13 protein-coding genes are annotated in these 15,501 nt (G+C 61.3%); 11 read left to right on the plus strand and 2 right to left on the minus strand.

Features of this window, described 5'->3' with window-relative positions:
- The first annotated feature begins 14 nt into the window (after window positions 1-14).
- The 11 genes from NZ453_RS18650 to NZ453_RS18700 all read left to right on the plus strand — a co-directional run bounded on the left by NZ453_RS18650 (window position 15) and on the right by NZ453_RS18700 (window position 12,754).
- The gene (locus tag NZ453_RS18650; protein WP_263772367.1) at window positions 15-1,790 is read left to right on the plus strand and encodes an alkaline phosphatase; all 1,776 of its coding nucleotides are present in this window, start codon (window positions 15-17) and stop codon (window positions 1,788-1,790) included.
- Window positions 1,787-2,257: a hypothetical protein gene (locus NZ453_RS18655; RefSeq protein WP_263772368.1), complete on the plus strand. Its 471-nt coding sequence runs from the start codon at window positions 1,787-1,789 to the stop codon at window positions 2,255-2,257. Before NZ453_RS18650 ends, NZ453_RS18655 begins: the two co-directional genes overlap by 4 nt.
- A gap of 2 nt (window positions 2,258-2,259) precedes the next feature.
- The gene (locus NZ453_RS18660; protein ID WP_263772370.1) at window positions 2,260-2,925 is read left to right on the plus strand and encodes an ABC transporter ATP-binding protein; all 666 of its coding nucleotides are present in this window, start codon (window positions 2,260-2,262) and stop codon (window positions 2,923-2,925) included.
- Window positions 2,922-4,154 carry an ABC transporter permease gene (locus tag NZ453_RS18665; RefSeq protein ID WP_263772371.1) on the plus strand — a complete coding sequence of 411 codons (1,233 nt, stop codon included), beginning with the start codon at window positions 2,922-2,924 and terminating at the stop codon, window positions 4,152-4,154. Before NZ453_RS18660 ends, NZ453_RS18665 begins: the two co-directional genes overlap by 4 nt.
- Before the next feature lie 255 nt (window positions 4,155-4,409).
- Entirely contained in the window at window positions 4,410-5,327 is a 918-nt protein-coding gene (locus NZ453_RS18670) for a hypothetical protein (RefSeq protein WP_263772372.1), read from the plus strand.
- Window positions 5,328-5,514: 187 nt separating this feature from the next.
- Window positions 5,515-6,990: an NAD(P)H-hydrate dehydratase gene (locus NZ453_RS18675; protein ID WP_263772373.1), complete on the plus strand. Its 1,476-nt coding sequence runs from the start codon at window positions 5,515-5,517 to the stop codon at window positions 6,988-6,990.
- Window positions 6,980-7,858, plus strand: coding sequence for a DMT family transporter (locus NZ453_RS18680; protein ID WP_263772374.1), 879 nt, complete (start codon window positions 6,980-6,982; stop codon window positions 7,856-7,858). Before NZ453_RS18675 ends, NZ453_RS18680 begins: the two co-directional genes overlap by 11 nt.
- Before the next feature lie 252 nt (window positions 7,859-8,110).
- On the plus strand, window positions 8,111-9,181 hold the full coding sequence (locus tag NZ453_RS18685) for an asparaginase (RefSeq protein WP_263772375.1): 1,071 nt from the start codon (window positions 8,111-8,113) through the stop codon (window positions 9,179-9,181).
- 225 nt (window positions 9,182-9,406) lie between these two features.
- Window positions 9,407-10,336 (plus strand): amino acid ABC transporter substrate-binding protein, encoded by a 930-nt coding sequence (locus tag NZ453_RS18690; protein WP_263772376.1) that lies wholly within the window; start codon window positions 9,407-9,409, stop codon window positions 10,334-10,336.
- Window positions 10,337-10,375: 39 nt separating this feature from the next.
- Window positions 10,376-12,253, plus strand: coding sequence for a methyl-accepting chemotaxis protein (locus NZ453_RS18695; protein WP_263772378.1), 1,878 nt, complete (start codon window positions 10,376-10,378; stop codon window positions 12,251-12,253).
- Window positions 12,254-12,469: 216 nt separating this feature from the next.
- The gene (locus NZ453_RS18700; RefSeq protein ID WP_263772379.1) at window positions 12,470-12,754 is read left to right on the plus strand and encodes a hypothetical protein; all 285 of its coding nucleotides are present in this window, start codon (window positions 12,470-12,472) and stop codon (window positions 12,752-12,754) included.
- A gap of 30 nt (window positions 12,755-12,784) precedes the next feature.
- Here NZ453_RS18700 and NZ453_RS18705 read toward each other — a convergent pair whose 3' ends face one another.
- Window positions 12,785-13,960, minus strand: a complete 1,176-nt coding sequence (locus tag NZ453_RS18705) for an O-succinylhomoserine sulfhydrylase (RefSeq protein WP_263772380.1) — start codon at window positions 13,958-13,960, stop codon at window positions 12,785-12,787.
- Window positions 13,938-15,491: an amidophosphoribosyltransferase gene (purF, locus tag NZ453_RS18710; RefSeq protein WP_263772382.1), complete on the minus strand. Its 1,554-nt coding sequence runs from the start codon at window positions 15,489-15,491 to the stop codon at window positions 13,938-13,940. Before purF ends, NZ453_RS18705 begins: the two co-directional genes overlap by 23 nt.
- Window positions 15,492-15,501: the final 10 nt, after the last annotated feature.

The raw sequence follows: 15,501 nt of genomic DNA on the forward strand, positions 1-15,501 counted from the left end.
AGGAACCACAGCCCATGCGTCTCACCCTTTCGCCGTTGGCGGTGCTCGTTGCCGCCGTCTTCTCGCTACCTGCCGCCGCGCAAACCATCTATCCGATCGACCGCGCCGACATCCTTTCCGGCAGCCGCTTCGACCTCAAGGTGGAGTTTCCCGGCATCGTCGACCCGGCCAAGGTATCGGTGACGATCAATGGACAGGATCATGCCAAGGTGTTCGGCAAGCCCGCCGAACTGGTCGCCCGCGAAGACGGCAAGGACGTTTCCAGCCTGCTGTTGCGTGACGCATCGATCTCCAAGCCCGGAAACTACACGGTCACCGCCAGCGACGGGACGACGACGAAGTCGGTTGAATGGACCGTATACGGAACGCCCGCCAAGCGGGCGGCGAAGAACGTCATCCTTTTCATCGGCGATGGTTTCTCGATCGGCCACCGCACGGCGGCCAGGCTTCTTTCGAAAGGAGTCGAGAACGGCAAGATCAAGGGCAAGCTGGCGATGGACGACATGCCGTATATGGCGCTGTTGACGACCCAAGGTACCGATTCGATCATCACCGACTCGGCGAACGCGGCGCACGCCTACACCACCGGCCACAAATCCTGCGTGAATGCACTCGGCGTCTATTGCTCGCGCGCGGCCAGCACGCTGGACCACCCGAAGGTCGAGACGCTCACGTCGATCGCCAAGCGCAAGGGGATGGCCGTCGGCGCCGTGACCAACTCTGAAATCGAGGACGCCACGCCCGCCGCGATGGTCGCCCATACCCGCCGCCGTTCGGACTTCAACGACATCGTCAAGATGTTCTACGACAGCAAGATCGACGTCATGATGGGCGGCGGCTCGCCGAACTTCCTGCCCAAATCGACCGCGGGCTCGAAGCGAAGCGACGAGGTTGACTACATCGGCCTGTTCAAACAAGCCGGCTACGCGTTGGCGACGACCAAGACCGAAATGCTCGCCGCCGCCGACGGTGCTAAGACAACGAGACTCCTCGGCCTTTACAACACGAGCAACGTCGACGGCGCCCTGGATCTCAAATTCCTCAAAAAGGGTTCGGTCGCCAAATTCCCGGACCAGCCTGACGTGGTCGAAGAAATGGACGCGGCGATCAAGATCCTTTCGCGCAACAAGAACGGCTTCGTGCTGATGGTCGAGTCGGCGCGCATCGACAAGTATTCGCACTCGATGGACCCGGAGCGCGCGATCTTCGACACGATCATGCTCGACAACGCGGTGAAGAAGGCGAAGGACTGGGCCAAGGCCAACGGCAACAATACGTTGATCCTGGTCACTGCCGATCACAGCCACCCCGTGAGCGTAATCGGCACGGTCGACGACAACTCGCCGGAAGCCGAAATGCGTAACAAGGTCGGTATCTACGAGGGCGCCGGCATCCCCGACTACCAACCGAACGACGAAGGTTATCCGGTTAGCGTGGACGTACCGCGCCGGTTGCGCTTCGTCTTCGGCGCCACGCCTGACTATTACGATACCTTCCGCCCGTTCCTCGACGGCGAGTTCGTTCCGGCGATCAAGAACGCCGACGGCGTCATGGTCGCTAACGAGAAGTACAAGGACATCCCGGGCGCCGTCCTGCGCGTCGGCAACCTGCCGAACAAAGGGTCGCGCGCCGCGAACCAGGGGATCCACTCAGGCGACGACGTAATTCTGACGGCCATGGGACCGGGCGCCGAGCGGGTGCGCGGCCAGATGGAGAACAGCGACCTCTTCCGCGTCATTGCCGAGGCGCTGTCGTTCGCGCCGCAAGGCAAGGCGGCCGGGAAACAATGACGGAGACTGCAACAAGCGAGCCCGCCGCCGAGGCCTTCGCGCTCTCGCGGCGGACATTTCTTTCCTTGGCCTTGCTTGCCGTCCCGACGTTGGCACACGCCGCCGAAGTCCTGACCTTCGATGGTCTGTACAAGTCGATCGGCGTGCTCGGCATCAAGTACTCGGACCGTGCCCTGTCACTTAAGGGCCAGGCGGTGCGCCTACGCGGTTTCATGGCGCCGCCGCTGAAACCCGAGAGCAAATTTTTCGTGCTCACGCGCGAGCCGGTCGCCGTCTGCCCGTTCTGCGCCTCGGATGCCGAATGGCCCGTTGACATCGTCGTCGTTTATCTGCGGAAAACGCTGGTCCCGGTCGATTTCCAGCAACGCATCGCGGTCGAAGGGCGGCTGGAAATCGGTTCCTGGACCGACCCGCAAAGCGGGTTTGTCAGCCAGGTGCGCATCGTCGACGCCGACATCATCGGGTAGCTATGGGCAAGACACTTCATGCACAAGACGTGCTCTGGCGCTTTCCCGGCCAGCAGCGCGCATTGTTTGGATTCGCCGACCTTGCCGTGCCGGCCGGGGGCAGCTTGGGTATCCGCGGCCCTTCCGGCGCTGGAAAAACGACGCTATTCCACTGCCTGACCGGAATCGCCGTACCGGGGTCCGGCCGCATCCGCTGGGACGACACCGATCTCTGCGCATTGCGCGCCGACGAGCGCGACGCGTGGCGTCACAGGAACCTCGGCCTGATCTTCCAGGACTTCCATTTAGTCGATGGACTCTCGGCGCTCGACAACGTGCTCCTTCCTGTCCACTTCGACCGCTGGCGTCCCGACGGCACCATGCGCCAGCGCGCCGCCGGACTACTCGATGCAACGGGTATCGACTGTCCAAAACGTGACGTCGCCCTGCTCTCGCGCGGAGAACGGCAGCGCGTCGCTTTTGCCCGCGCCCTGCTGTTCGAACCCGGAGTCGTAATCGCCGACGAGCCCACCGCCAGCCTCGACCCCGACCACCGCGCGCGCATCGGCGACCTGCTTGTCGACCTCGCGCGGACACGTGGCACGACACTGATCGTCGTCTCACACGACCACGAACTGCTCGATCGGCTGGATCGTTGCATGACGCTCGAAGATGGAACGCTGCAATGAATCCCTTTCCGATCGTCTTTGCCGACCTGCGCCGCAACCGACTGCTGGCGCTCGTCACCGTTCTGCTCGTTGCGCTGGCGTTGGCCACCGGAATTGCCGTGATCTCGCAGGAACGTGCCCTGCGTCAAGGCAGCGCGCGCGCCGCCGACGACTTCGATCTGCTGATCGGCGCGCCCGGCAGCCCGACCCAGCTCGTTTTGTCCACGGTCTATCTGCAACCGCAGGCCATCCCACTCGTTGACGGTGCCACGCTCATCAAGGCGAGTCTCGCCCCCGGGGTCGGTTATGCGGCACCGATCGCGTTCGGCGACAACTGGCACGGGCACGCGATCGTCGGTACCACAACCGATTTCGCGCTGCGCGGAGGGCGGCTTACGCCGCGCGAAGGTCGCGTATTCGCCGCCCGCGGCGAAGCGGTGATCGGCGCCGCAGTGCCGCTCGCCATTGGCGCCACGATCAGCCCGCAGCACGGCCAGCACCATGACGATGATGATGACGATGGCGAAGATCATCATGACGGCACGCACGCCGCAATGCACTACACCGTCGTCGGCCGCCTGCCCGCGAGAAACACGATCTGGGACACGGCGGTTCTGGTGCCGATCGAAGACGTCTGGGCCGTGCATGGGCTGCCGGACGGACACGCCTCGGACGACGAACACATTGGGCCGCCTTGGGCGGCTTCGCGGCTACCCGGTGTGCCGGCGATCACGGTCAAGCCACAGTCGGTGGCCGCAGCCTACGGGCTACGCGGCCTTTTCCGCACTGCAAACAGCACAGCCTTGTTTCCCGCCGAAGTCCTCAACGAGCTGTATGTCGCCTTAGGTAACGTGCGCGATCTCATGTCGTTGCTGGCCGTTGCCACGCAAGCGCTGGTCGTTGCCGCCGTACTGATGGCGTTGTTCGTCGGCTTCCTCGCCCGTCGGCGCCAGTTTGCTGTGCTGCGCGCGATCGGTGCAAGCCGCGGTTATGTCTTCTGCACCGTTTGGATAGAAGTGGCGCTGCTCATCGGCGCCGGTGCCGTCCTCGGCCTGCTGCTCGGCTACGGTGCCGCGGCAGCGCTTTCTCTCTGGCTGCAAGGCAGGACGGGTTTTGCAATGCAGCCGAGCCTCGGTGCTGAAGAGATAATCCTGCTCGGGGGGTTGGTGTTGGCCGGCGCGTTTTTCGCCGTACTGCCGGCATGGCACGCGTTCCGTCGCCCGGTTGCCGCAGGACTCGCCGGGCAATAGGCGGCCATTACACGCAAAACAGTCGGCGCACCAACGAGGAACTGCGAGAACAAACGGGAAAGTGCAGCAACGGGTACGGGTGGCGTTTGTGAGCTTCAGCCACTTTTCCCGCTCTGATGTTCGCCATCGAATGTTCGTTGACAAACACAAAACCGCGACATAACTTTCATTTGGCTACCATTATGTCGTTTTGTGAAAATTCTTGTTTCGTATTCGTGCAATAACAACCACAATCATTCAACCAAGGAGGTCGTCATGCTCAAACGTTGCCGTCTGCTTGCCCTGCCTTTGCTTTGCGGAGCGCTATTCAGCGCAAGTATCTTCGCGGCCGAACCTCGGCTGTCCAATCCACAGCCGAAATACGACTACAAGCTCATCGACACGCTTGAAGTCAAAGGACGCCAGGGCGTCGCCAGCGATGGCACCTATTACTATGTGAGCGGCAGTAAGGCCCTGTACAAGTACGACAAGAAAGGCAATTTGCTTCTTTCGAACGAGACTCCATTCGACGGATACCCGATCGCGTCCAACCACATCGGCGGCATCGACGTCTACAACGGCGAAGTCTTCGTGAGCGCCGAATACTTCATGGACGGTGTGGGCAAGGACATCCAGATCGCGATCCACGACGCCGAGACGCTCAAGTTGAAACGCGCCTTCAGTTTCGAACCGTCGAGCGGCCAGCAGGAGGTATCCGCCATCTGCGTCGACCCCGACAAACGCAGCGTCTGGATGGTCTCGTGGGTTGGAGAAGAAAGCGGTCGTTACATCTACGAGTACAGTCTCGATTCCGGCAAATACTTGCGTAAGGTCCACCTTCAGCCCGTGCCTCAGTGGATTCAGGGTATCCACTATTGGAAGGGCAACCTCTTCGTGACCGCCGACGACGGCACAGCGGACGATGATGAGGCAGACAACCTGTACCGCGTCGAAGTCACCGACAAGTCCTACGCGAACGTCGTGCGCGAGAAGGTCTTCACGGAGGTCAAGCGGCAAGGCGAAATCGAAGGCAGCGCGGTCGATCCGAAGACCGGTGAATTGCTCGTTCTGTTCAACCGTGGATCGCGTATCGTTCTCGGCATGGTCAAGGGTTTCTACCCGGGTTACGACCGCGAGATCTCGGAAATCTATCGCTTCAAGATGACCCCACGCGGCGTTCAAAACAAGAAATAGGAAAACCGCTAATCCGGCTCGAGGACCTTGCCCCCGAGCCGGGTATTGGTATCTCCTCCCTCTCACGCCCGGATTACGCCCCCTGTCTCGCAAGCTAGGCGGAGAGGGGCTGTCCCGGCGCGCCGAAGGCGGCGCACGCGGCAAGGTGACGCGGTAGAATGCCTTTCCCGCATTCTTCCGCCTCGCCATGACGCTGCTCTATCGGACCGACGACATCCGCCGCATCGAAGCCGCGGCGTCCCATCTCCCGCTCATGCAGCGGGCGGGGCGAGCCGCCGCCGATCTGGCGATCCAGTTGTCCAGCGGCGGTGCCGTACTCGTGCTTACCGGTCCCGGGAACAACGGGGGTGATGCGTTCGAAGCGGCGCGCCTGCTCCGCGAGCGCTTCTTTGACACCTATCTCGTCTTTGCCGGTAAGGCCGATGCGCTACCGAAGGATGCCAAGGCCGCTTACGATCGTTTCAGCGTGGCAGGCGGCACCGTCTTGCCCGAGATCCCTGACGCGATTCGTTGGTCGCTGATCATCGACGGATTGTTCGGCATCGGCTTGAAGCGCGACATCGTGACTCCCTACTCGGATCTGATCGAGAGCGCGAACACCTTGGCCGAGCGTGACTGCTGCCCGCTGCTGGCTCTTGATTGTCCGAGCGGCCTCGATAGCGATACGGGGAAGCGCCACGGTGCAACAATACGCGCCAGCCATACGATTACCTTCATCGGCGCAAAGCCCGGCCTGTTTACCGGCGATGGGCCGGATCATGCGGGCGCCGTCTCGGTCGCAACACTGGACCTTGAGCCCTCCGATTCGCAAAACGCCGGTAGCCTGATCGATCGCACCCACTTCGCATCGCGGCTGCGGCCGCGGCCCCGCAATAGTCATAAGGGCACGTACGGCGAGGCCGGAATACTCGGCGGTGCGCCGAGCATGGTCGGCGCCGCCCTGCTTGCCGCGCGGGCCGCCCTGCGCATCGGCGCCGGGCGGGTATACCTTGGGCTGCTTGATGAGCATGGCCCGGCTATCGATTTCGGACAGCCGGAACTCATGGTACGCAAAGTTGATGGCCTTTTCGCGGCGCAACTGACGGCACTCGCCTGCGGTCCAGGGATGGGACGCAGCGCGGAAGCACAGGCCGTGTTGGCAAAAGCCCTTGCGAGCACCGTCCCGTTGGTGCTCGACGCCGACGCGCTCAACCTGCTGGCCGAGGATGACACGGCGCGCAAACAAGTAAACATGCGCGGCGCACCTACTTTCTTGACTCCGCACCCGGCGGAAGCCGCGCGGCTGCTGAAGACGACGACTGCAGAGGTACAACAAGACCGCGTTCGAGCCGCGCAGACCATCGCATCGGGGTTCCACGCTTACGTGGCCCTGAAGGGCTGCGGCACCATCGTCGCGGCGCCGGATGGCCAGTGGTTCATCAACCCGTCTGGCAACCCAGGGCTCGCCACGGCCGGAAGCGGCGACGTGTTGACCGGCATCGTCGTCTCCCTGCTCGCACAAGGCTGGGATCCGCTTGCCGCTTTGCTGGGTTCCGTTCACCTGCACGGCGCCTCGGCCGACCGCTTGGTGGCGCAAGGCCTCGGCCCCGTCGGCCTTACGGCCGGAGAACTGATCGACAGCGCCCGTTCTTGCCTCAATTCCTGGATTTCCCGTGCCGACTAGACACCGTGGTGCCCTGCTCATCCTAATTACCACCTTCGTTTTTGCGCTCCACGATGCATCGGCGAAATACCTGACCTTGTTTTACGCCGTTCCACTGGTCATCTGGGCGCGTTACTCGGTGCATTTGCTGATCATGCTTGTCACCGTTGCGCCGAAGGCCGGATGGTCGCTGATCGCCACCAAGCGGCCCGGATTGATGGTCTTCCGCGCCTTGATGCTGCTCGGCGTCTCGCTCCTCTTTCAAACTGCGCTGAAGAACCTGCCGATCGCCGAGACGTCGGCGCTGATGTTCGTCGCGCCCTTTTTTGTCTCCCTGCTTTCAGGACCCGTATTGAACGAAAAGGTCGGCTACGTCGGGTGGCTCGCGACCATCGCGGGCTTTGTCGGCGTTGTCCTGATTGCCCGGCCGGGCGGCGCCTTGTCCGGCATCGGCGTCGCCTATGCGCTCGGTTCGGCGCTCTGCTATGCCGCCTATCAGATGCTCACGCGCAAGCTCGCATCCACCGAGCCAGCCATGCGTCAGCTTTTCTACACGGCCCTGATCGGAACCATCGCCACTTCGCTCGTGGTTCCCCAATACTGGGAAGGCGCACAGCCAACGCTCGCGCAGATCACCCTATTCGCGTCGCTCGGGCTAACCGCCGGCGTGGGGCACTTCATGTTCACCTGGGCGGCGAAGGAGACGCCGGCATCCACGCTAGCCACTCTGCTCTACATGCAGCTTGTTTGGGTCACGCTTCTCGGGTGGATCGTCTTCGGCCACTTGCCCGATCTGCCCGGAGCCGTTGGCATGGCGATCATCTGCGCCTCGGGGCTCGCGCTCGCCTTGCGTCGTGCGTCGACGGCGAAGCCCTCTACCCGCAATTAGTCGGCGAGCCTGCTTCTGTTCGGAATACCGAACAACACGACACCAGGACGTCCGGCAACCCGGACGAGGCGAAAAATAAACCCATAGAAATCCGCCGCTTGCAACCTTCGTGGCGTGGCACGGTCTATGCAAATGGATTTCCGCCGGTTGGCTGACATAAGCCGACGATGGCCGAACTGACGAGGAGTCGTCGTCAGCGCCCGATCCACGTTCACTTCACTTTTCGCAAAATCACCAGAAAAGGAAACGACCATGATGAGAAGAACATTGCGTCAATGGGCTGTAGGGTTGCTGTCCGTACTAGCTGTTTGTTCCATGGCAATCGCACAAACCAAGCCGAACGTTGTCATCCTCGCTACGGGGGGAACAATTGCCGGCGCCGGGGCGGACGCCACGAACAGCGCCACCTATCAAGCCGCTAAGGTTCCTGTCGACAAGCTGATCGCGGGCATCCCGCAACTGGCCAATGTCGCCAACGTGCGCGGCGACCAAGTCTTTCAGATCGCTTCGGAGAGCTTCACCAACGCGCATTTGCTGACGCTGGGCAAACGTGTCTCGGCGCTGCTCAAGCAAAATGACGTCGACGGTATCGTGATCACTCACGGGACCGACACGCTAGAGGAAACGGCCTACTTCCTCAACCTCGTGATTCACAGCGAGAAGCCGATCGTCGTTGTCGGTTCGATGCGTCCGGGAACGGCCATGTCCGCCGACGGAATGCTCAATCTCTTCAATGCGGTGACCGTCGCCGGAAGCCAGGATGCGCGGGGCAAAGGCGTATTGGTAACGATGAACGACGAAATCAACAGCGCACGCGACGTGGCGAAAGCGATCAACATCCGCACCGAGGCGTTCAAGAGCCCGTGGGGAGCCCTGGGCATGGTCGTCGAAGGCAAGAACTACTGGTTCCGCCTCCCCGCCAAGCGCCATACGGTGAACTCGGAATTCGATATCGACAAGATTGACAGCCTGCCTCTGGTCGAGATCGCCTACGCCTACGGCAACGTCTCCGAAACCGCGTATCGCGCGTTTGCCAACGCCGGGGCCAAGGCAATCATTCACGCCGGCACAGGCAATGGCTCGGTATCGGCGGCCGTCGTTCCGGTGCTGCAGGACCTGCGCAGCAAGGGCATACAAATCATTCGATCCTCCCGCGTCAATGCCGGCGGCTTCGTCCTGCGCAACGCCGAACAACCGGACGACAAGTACGACTGGATCGTTGCCCATGATCTCAATCCGCAAAAGGCCAAGATCCTCGCCTCGGTGGCTCTAAACAAGACCAACGACAGCAAGGAATTGCAGCGCATTTTCTGGGAGTACTGATCCTTCTTGACCTGAAGTCTGGCAGAATGGTCGATGGCCGTTCTGCCGCGCAACCAACGCGGTCTTGACCGGTCGCCGGGTGGGTTCCGGCCCCGAGTTAACGACCGCGTTTTCGTTATCAGGAACTCACTGCAGGAGAAAACAAGAGCGCCCGCCCAAGAGCGGCGCGCCGCACAAAAAAGGAACCTTACTTCAGCCACCAAGATTTCCACAGGGAGGAAAACAATGTCGGCAACACGAGTAATGCTCAGGTGCAAGAACAAAACTGGTCTCAATCCGGCGCGCCTGTTCTGCCTGGGGGTCCTGCTTCTCTCATCGGCCATCGCATCCGCCGGGCCCACACTTGACCGGATCGCGAAAACCGGTGCGGTGACCATCGGTTATCGGGACTCGTCGCCTCCCTTCTCCTACCTGGACGAAAACAACCGGCCGATCGGCTATTCGATCGATATCTGCCTGAAGGTCGTTGACGCCATGAAGCGCGAGTTGAAGCGCTCGGACCTCACGGTGAAATACGTACCCGTATCGTCATCGAGCCGCATGAAGGCGGTCGCTTCCGGAGAAGCGGATATCGAGTGCGGCTCGACCACAAGTTCGGCCGAACGACGCAAGGAGGTCGCCTTCACGATCCCCACCTTCCTCGCCGTGACGCGTTTCCTCACGCGGGCCGACAGCGGTATCAAGTCGATGTTCGACCTCAATGGCAAGACGGTGGTCACAACCAAGGGCACGAGCAGCGAAAAACTCTTCAACGATTTGAATGAGGGACGGGGCTTGGGGGCCAAACTCGTTCTCGCCAAGGACCACAACGAGTCGTTCTCATTCGTCGAAGGCGGCAAGGCCGATGCATTCATCATGGACGACGTACTGCTGTATAGTCTGCGCGCCGCATCGAAGAACCCGAACAACTACTCGATTACGCGGGACACCCTGACCGTCGAACCCCTCGCCATGATGATGAGCAAGGATGATCCGGCATTCAAGAAGGTCGTCGATACCGAAGTGGCGCGGATTATTACCCAAGGCGAAATCAACGCAATCTACCGAAAATGGTTCGAGTCACCGATTCCGCCCAAACAAATCAATCTTCAGTTGCAGATGGGCCATTTGTTGCGCGACTCGTTCAAAGCGCCAACCGATTGGGTACCCAACTGATCAACGTCCTTCAACCCGGTTAACCCACAGGAGAACCGCATGTCGCTCAAACAACGTTTGCTGGTTTTCGTCGCCACCATGCTGGCCGTGGTCATCGCAACGCTCTCAGGTATCGCGTATTGGCAGATGCGCGCCGAGATCATTGACGGCGTCAACAAAGAGATCGAGGCCGCCATCAAAGGGAACCGGGAGGCTCTCACCCGCTGGATGGGTCAGCGCCGTGGCGCCATTGACGCCACGGCGTCGCGCCTTTCGGCGGGCGGCGAGGTCATCCCGTTCCTGCTGGCGGGCAAAGAGGCGGGGCGTTTCGACCAGACGTTCGCCGGCTTCGCCGATAAACGGATGGTCTACAACCTTGAAGAGAAGAAGCCACCTGAAGGTTACGATCCCACCGCTCGTCCTTGGTACAAGCTAGCCAACGAAGTGAAGGGTACGGTAGCCACGGCGCCGTATATCTTTGCGAGCACCAAGAAGCCAGGGATTACGGTCGCCAGGCCCTTCGACCATGCTGGGCAAGCCGGCGTCGTGGGGGGCGACATTTCCCTTGAAGAAATCATCGGCATCGTCAACTCGATCGAATTGCGCGGCAACGGCTACGCTTTCCTCGCCACGCGCGACGCCAAGATCGTCGCGCACACCAAGCCGGACTCCGCGCTTAAGCCGGTGGGCGAGGTCATCTCCGGCTTCGACGCCTCCGTACTGAAAACGGAAGGCGACCGGATCGTTCTGCGCGAGCTTGCTCTCGACGGCGCAGGCAAATACGTTGCGATCGCGCCGATCACGGGCGAGGATTGGGTACTCTGCGCCGTTGTCGATAAAGCGGCGATCCTGGCACCACTGAATTCCCTGCTTGGGGTGCTCGTGTCGGCGGGGCTAGCGATCGTCGTCCTCGGCGCGCTGCTGGCGAGCGCCGCTCTGGGCCGCCTTCTGAAAGGTCTGTTCGGTCTGCGCGACGCACTCGCCGAAATATCGACCGGCCAGGGGGATCTGACCCGCAAGTTGCCCGTTGGCGCCGACGACGAGATCGGCCATACCGCCACGGCGTTCAACAACTTCACCGGAAGCCTGCGCAGCATGTTCATCGATGTGCGCGACAAGGTGGATTCCCTGTTTGCGGGTATCGACTCGCTGAGCCAGGTAACACACTCGATGGCCGACGAATCCAAACGTCAGGCAGAAACCTTGAGTTCAACGGCGGCGACGATCGAGCAGATCACCGTGAGCATCGACCATATCGCCGACAATGCGAAGCAGGCCGAGCAGACGGCCACGCGGACCGGCGAGGTATCGCTGCACTCCGTCGACGCTGTCAACGATCTCGCCAAAGGCATCGAGAAGATCTCTGACGAAGTGGGCCGCTTGGCGACCACTTTGGGCTCACTCGGCGAACGTTCGACCGAAATGAACGCGATCATCGGCGCCATCCGCGAAATCGCCGATCAGACAAACCTGCTAGCACTGAACGCGGCCATCGAAGCGGCGCGCGCCGGCGAATCCGGGCGCGGGTTCGCGGTCGTCGCCGACGAAGTGCGCAAGCTCGCTGAACGAACCGCGAAGTCGACCGTAGAGATCGGCCGGCTGATCGATTCGACCCACGGCGACATCCAGTCGGCGCTGGCCGACATGGGCGAAACGCAACGCTCGGTGGCCACCGGACTCTCCGCTTCGCAATCCGTCGCCACCGAAATTGCCAGCATTCAGGGCGAAATCGCCGTGGTGGTCGGCGCGATACGCGATATCGCAGGAGCCACGCGGGAGCAATCCGTGGCCACCAACGAGATGGCGCGCGCTGCCGAAGAGGTCAACCGGATGACGCTAGAGACGGACCATGCGGTCCAGAGCGCGACGCGAACCGTCGGCGAACTGCGCGCCTTGTCCAACGGTCTGCACGAGTTGGTCGGCCGTTTCCGGATATAAGTCGTACTCAAAACGCCTCCGTATCCGACCTACCAGTAAGCCGGATACGGACTTTGCTCTAGCTGCGGTTAGGAGAACGTGCGCCCAACGCGCTCAGTCTGCCTTCCCTTGGTGAGGTAGCCTTTCGGCATTAGGAACCAGATAACCGAAAGCTGACTCGAAGCCTTACCGAGCCGCGATTACGTGACGGCCTCACTTAGGAACGGGGGATATCACATGAAGCACGTCATCTGGATACTCTGGCCGGCGTTCATTGCCGCCGGCATCGCCGAAGTCGTGTTCTTCACCGTCATCGATCCAAAGCAGCTTTTCCTTCTTGGGCAACCGGTCGCGCTTTCAGCGATTGCCACCTATTCCATCGGATTTCTGCTTTTCTGGCTGCTGTGCGTTGCATCCACACTGCTCAGCTGGTTCATGCTTCCCGCATCGATCAAGCGTGCACTCGGGGATTCCGTCGATGCGCTGGACGAGCATGCGCCGCCGAAGCATGCCTTAGGCTGAAGCGCCCACCAAGGGCGGAGAGGACCTAGATCAGATCAGTTGCAGACCCGAATCCAGATCGTCCTGCAGATCCACCGGTGCTTCCAAGCCAACGGCGATGCGCAATAGCCCTTCGGTAATGCCCGCTGCCGCTCGTTGTTCCGGCGTAATTCGACCGTGGGTCGTGGTCGCGGGATGGGTCAAAGTCGTCTTCGTGTCGCCCAAATTGGCCGTGATCGACAATAACCGGCAGCTATCCACGACTTTCCACGCCTCGGCGCGAGCCCCTTTCACCTCGAATGCGACGATCGCGCCACCGCTCTTCTGTTGCCGCTGCGCCAGTTCGAACTGAGGATGCGACTCGAGACCGGGGTAATAAACCCGGGCTACTTTCGGGTGCGCCTCAAGCCAGCGCGCCAATTCCAGCGCATTCGCCGATTGCGCCTCGAGGCGAATCTTCAATGTCTCCAGGCCTTTGAGCAGTACCCAGGCGTTGAACGCCGAGAGCGTGGGCCCTGCCGTGCGCAGGAATTTGAAAACCTCGTCGGTGAGCTTGCGTGCGCCGACCACGGCACCGCCGAGCACGCGGCCCTGGCCGTCGAGAAACTTAGTCGCCGAATGGACAACGAGGTCGGTGCCAAAATCGAGCGGGCGCTGCAAGATCGGCGTGCAGAAACAGTTGTCGACGACGACTCGCACACCCGCCGCACGTCCTACCTCAACCAGAGCAGCAATATCGGCAACTTCTGTCAGCGGATTCGATGGCGTCTCGAGGAAAAAAAGTTTGGTTTGCGGCCGCACGGCCGCTTCCCAGGCTCTCACGTCGGTTGCCGCAACAAACGTCGTTTCGACACCGAAGCGCGACATGATATTGCCAAGAAGCTGCTGCGTGGCACCGAACAAGCCGCTCGAAGCAACGATGTGATCTCCGGCGCTACAAAGCGCCATGACTAGCGAGAGAATCGCCGACATGCCCGACGCCGTCGCCACGCACGCCTCGCCTCCCTCAAGGGCGGCCAGACGTTCCTGAAAAGCGGTCACCGTTGGGTTCGTAAAACGCGAGTAGACGTTCCCCTCTTCCTCACCGGAAAACCGCGCCGCGGCCTGCGCCGCCGAGTCGAATACGAAACTCGATGTGAGGTAAAGCGCTTCCGCGTGCTCGTTGAACTGGCTACGCGCCTGCCCGGCTCGCACCGCAAGAGTTTCAGGCGCGTACTTCTTGTCCATCTGCAATGCCCGCCGTTTTAAGGTTCAAGTTCAATTGACGCGAATCACCACCGTCGACGTTTCCGGACATCGCCTTGCCGCCACGAGACTCCTCGACCGCGTCGAGGTATTCGGGCGTCACGTCCCCGGTCACATACAATCCATCGAAACACGAGCAGTCGAAGCTCGCCAACGACGGCTTGAGCCCGCGAACCGAGGCCTTCAGTGCGTCGAGATCCTGATAGACCAGCGCATCGGCGCCAATCTCGCGCGCAATCTCGTCGTCGGTGCGTCCAGTGGCAATCAACTCGCCGCGCGTCGGCATGTCGATGCCATAAACGTTCGGGTAGCGGACGGGTGGCGCGGCCGAGGCAAAGTAGACCTTCAGCGCGCCAGCGGCTCGCGCCATCTCGACAATTTCCCGGCTCGTCGTTCCGCGGACGATCGAATCGTCGACGAGCAGAACGCGCTTACCCTTGAATTCTTGCGCCACCGTATTGAGCTTCTGGCGCACCGATTTCTTCCGGGTCGCCTGTCCAGGCATGATGAACGTGCGACCGATATAGCGATTCTTCACATAGCCTTCGCGATACGGCAGTCCGAGACGCTGCGCAAGTTGCATCGCCGACGGACGGCTCGAATCCGGAATCGGGATGACGACGTCGATCTCGCTCACCGGAATGCGCTCCGCCACTTTATCCGCCAGATGTTCGCCCATGCGCAGGCGGGTTTCGTAAACCGAAACACCGTCGATCACGGAGTCGGGACGCGCCAGGTAAACGTACTCGAAGATACAAGGAGAAAGCACCGGACTCTCGGCACATTGCCGGAAGTGGATGTTGCGCGCCATATCGATGAAGACGGCTTCCCCGGGCGCGACGTCGCGCAGCACCCTGAACCCCAGCGTGTCGAGTGCGACGGATTCTGATGCCACGAGGTAATCGTTACCTTCGGGCGTCTCGTTAACGCCGATGACGAGCGGTCGGATACCGTGCGGGTCACGGAACGCCAGCATACCGTAGCCGGCGATCAGCACGACGACGGCGTACGCACCTCGGCAGCGCCGGTGCACACCGGAAACGGCGGCAAAGATGGTATCCAGGTCGAGTCGGAATCCCTTGGCCGATTCCTGCAACTCGTGGGCGAGTACATTCAGCAGGACTTCGGAATCCGAATTTGTGTTGATGTGGCGCAGATCCTGGCGGAACATCTCCTCCTGCAATTGCTGCGTATTCGTGAGGTTGCCGTTATGGGCCAGCACCAAACCGAACGGCGAGTTCACGTAGAAAGGCTGCGACTCGGCAGAGTCGGACGACGAGCCCGCTGTCGGGTAGCGGCAATGCGCAATACCCATGTTTCCGGGCAGCGCACGCATGTTGCGCGTACGGAAAACGTCGCGCACCAAGCCAGACCCTTTATGCATATGGAATGCGTCACCATTTCCGGTGGCAATGCCCGCCGCATCCTGCCCCCGGTGCTGGAGCACCATAAGTCCGTCGTAGAGCAGCTGGTTGACTGGTGTGGTAGCGACAACCCCGAGAATACCGCACATAGCTTTTTTC

The organism is Propionivibrio soli (assembly GCF_025770765.1).
In the GTDB taxonomy this organism is placed as follows: domain Bacteria; phylum Pseudomonadota; class Gammaproteobacteria; order Burkholderiales; family Rhodocyclaceae; genus Propionivibrio; species Propionivibrio soli.

Coding starts and splice junctions, on each gene's coding strand:
- NZ453_RS18650 (WP_263772367.1), top strand. CDS start 15: ATGCGTCTCACCCTTTCGCCGTTGGCGGTGCTCGTTGCCGCCGTCTTC.
- NZ453_RS18655 (WP_263772368.1), top strand. CDS start 1,787: ATGACGGAGACTGCAACAAGCGAGCCCGCCGCCGAGGCCTTCGCGCTC.
- NZ453_RS18660 (WP_263772370.1), top strand. CDS start 2,260: ATGGGCAAGACACTTCATGCACAAGACGTGCTCTGGCGCTTTCCCGGC.
- NZ453_RS18665 (WP_263772371.1), top strand. CDS start 2,922: ATGAATCCCTTTCCGATCGTCTTTGCCGACCTGCGCCGCAACCGACTG.
- NZ453_RS18670 (WP_263772372.1), top strand. CDS start 4,410: ATGCTCAAACGTTGCCGTCTGCTTGCCCTGCCTTTGCTTTGCGGAGCG.
- NZ453_RS18675 (WP_263772373.1), top strand. CDS start 5,515: ATGACGCTGCTCTATCGGACCGACGACATCCGCCGCATCGAAGCCGCG.
- NZ453_RS18685 (WP_263772375.1), top strand. CDS start 8,111: ATGATGAGAAGAACATTGCGTCAATGGGCTGTAGGGTTGCTGTCCGTA.
- NZ453_RS18690 (WP_263772376.1), top strand. CDS start 9,407: ATGTCGGCAACACGAGTAATGCTCAGGTGCAAGAACAAAACTGGTCTC.
- NZ453_RS18695 (WP_263772378.1), top strand. CDS start 10,376: ATGTCGCTCAAACAACGTTTGCTGGTTTTCGTCGCCACCATGCTGGCC.
- NZ453_RS18700 (WP_263772379.1), top strand. CDS start 12,470: ATGAAGCACGTCATCTGGATACTCTGGCCGGCGTTCATTGCCGCCGGC.
- NZ453_RS18705 (WP_263772380.1), bottom strand. CDS start 13,960: ATGGACAAGAAGTACGCGCCTGAAACTCTTGCGGTGCGAGCCGGGCAG.
- purF (WP_263772382.1), bottom strand. CDS start 15,491: ATGTGCGGTATTCTCGGGGTTGTCGCTACCACACCAGTCAACCAGCTG.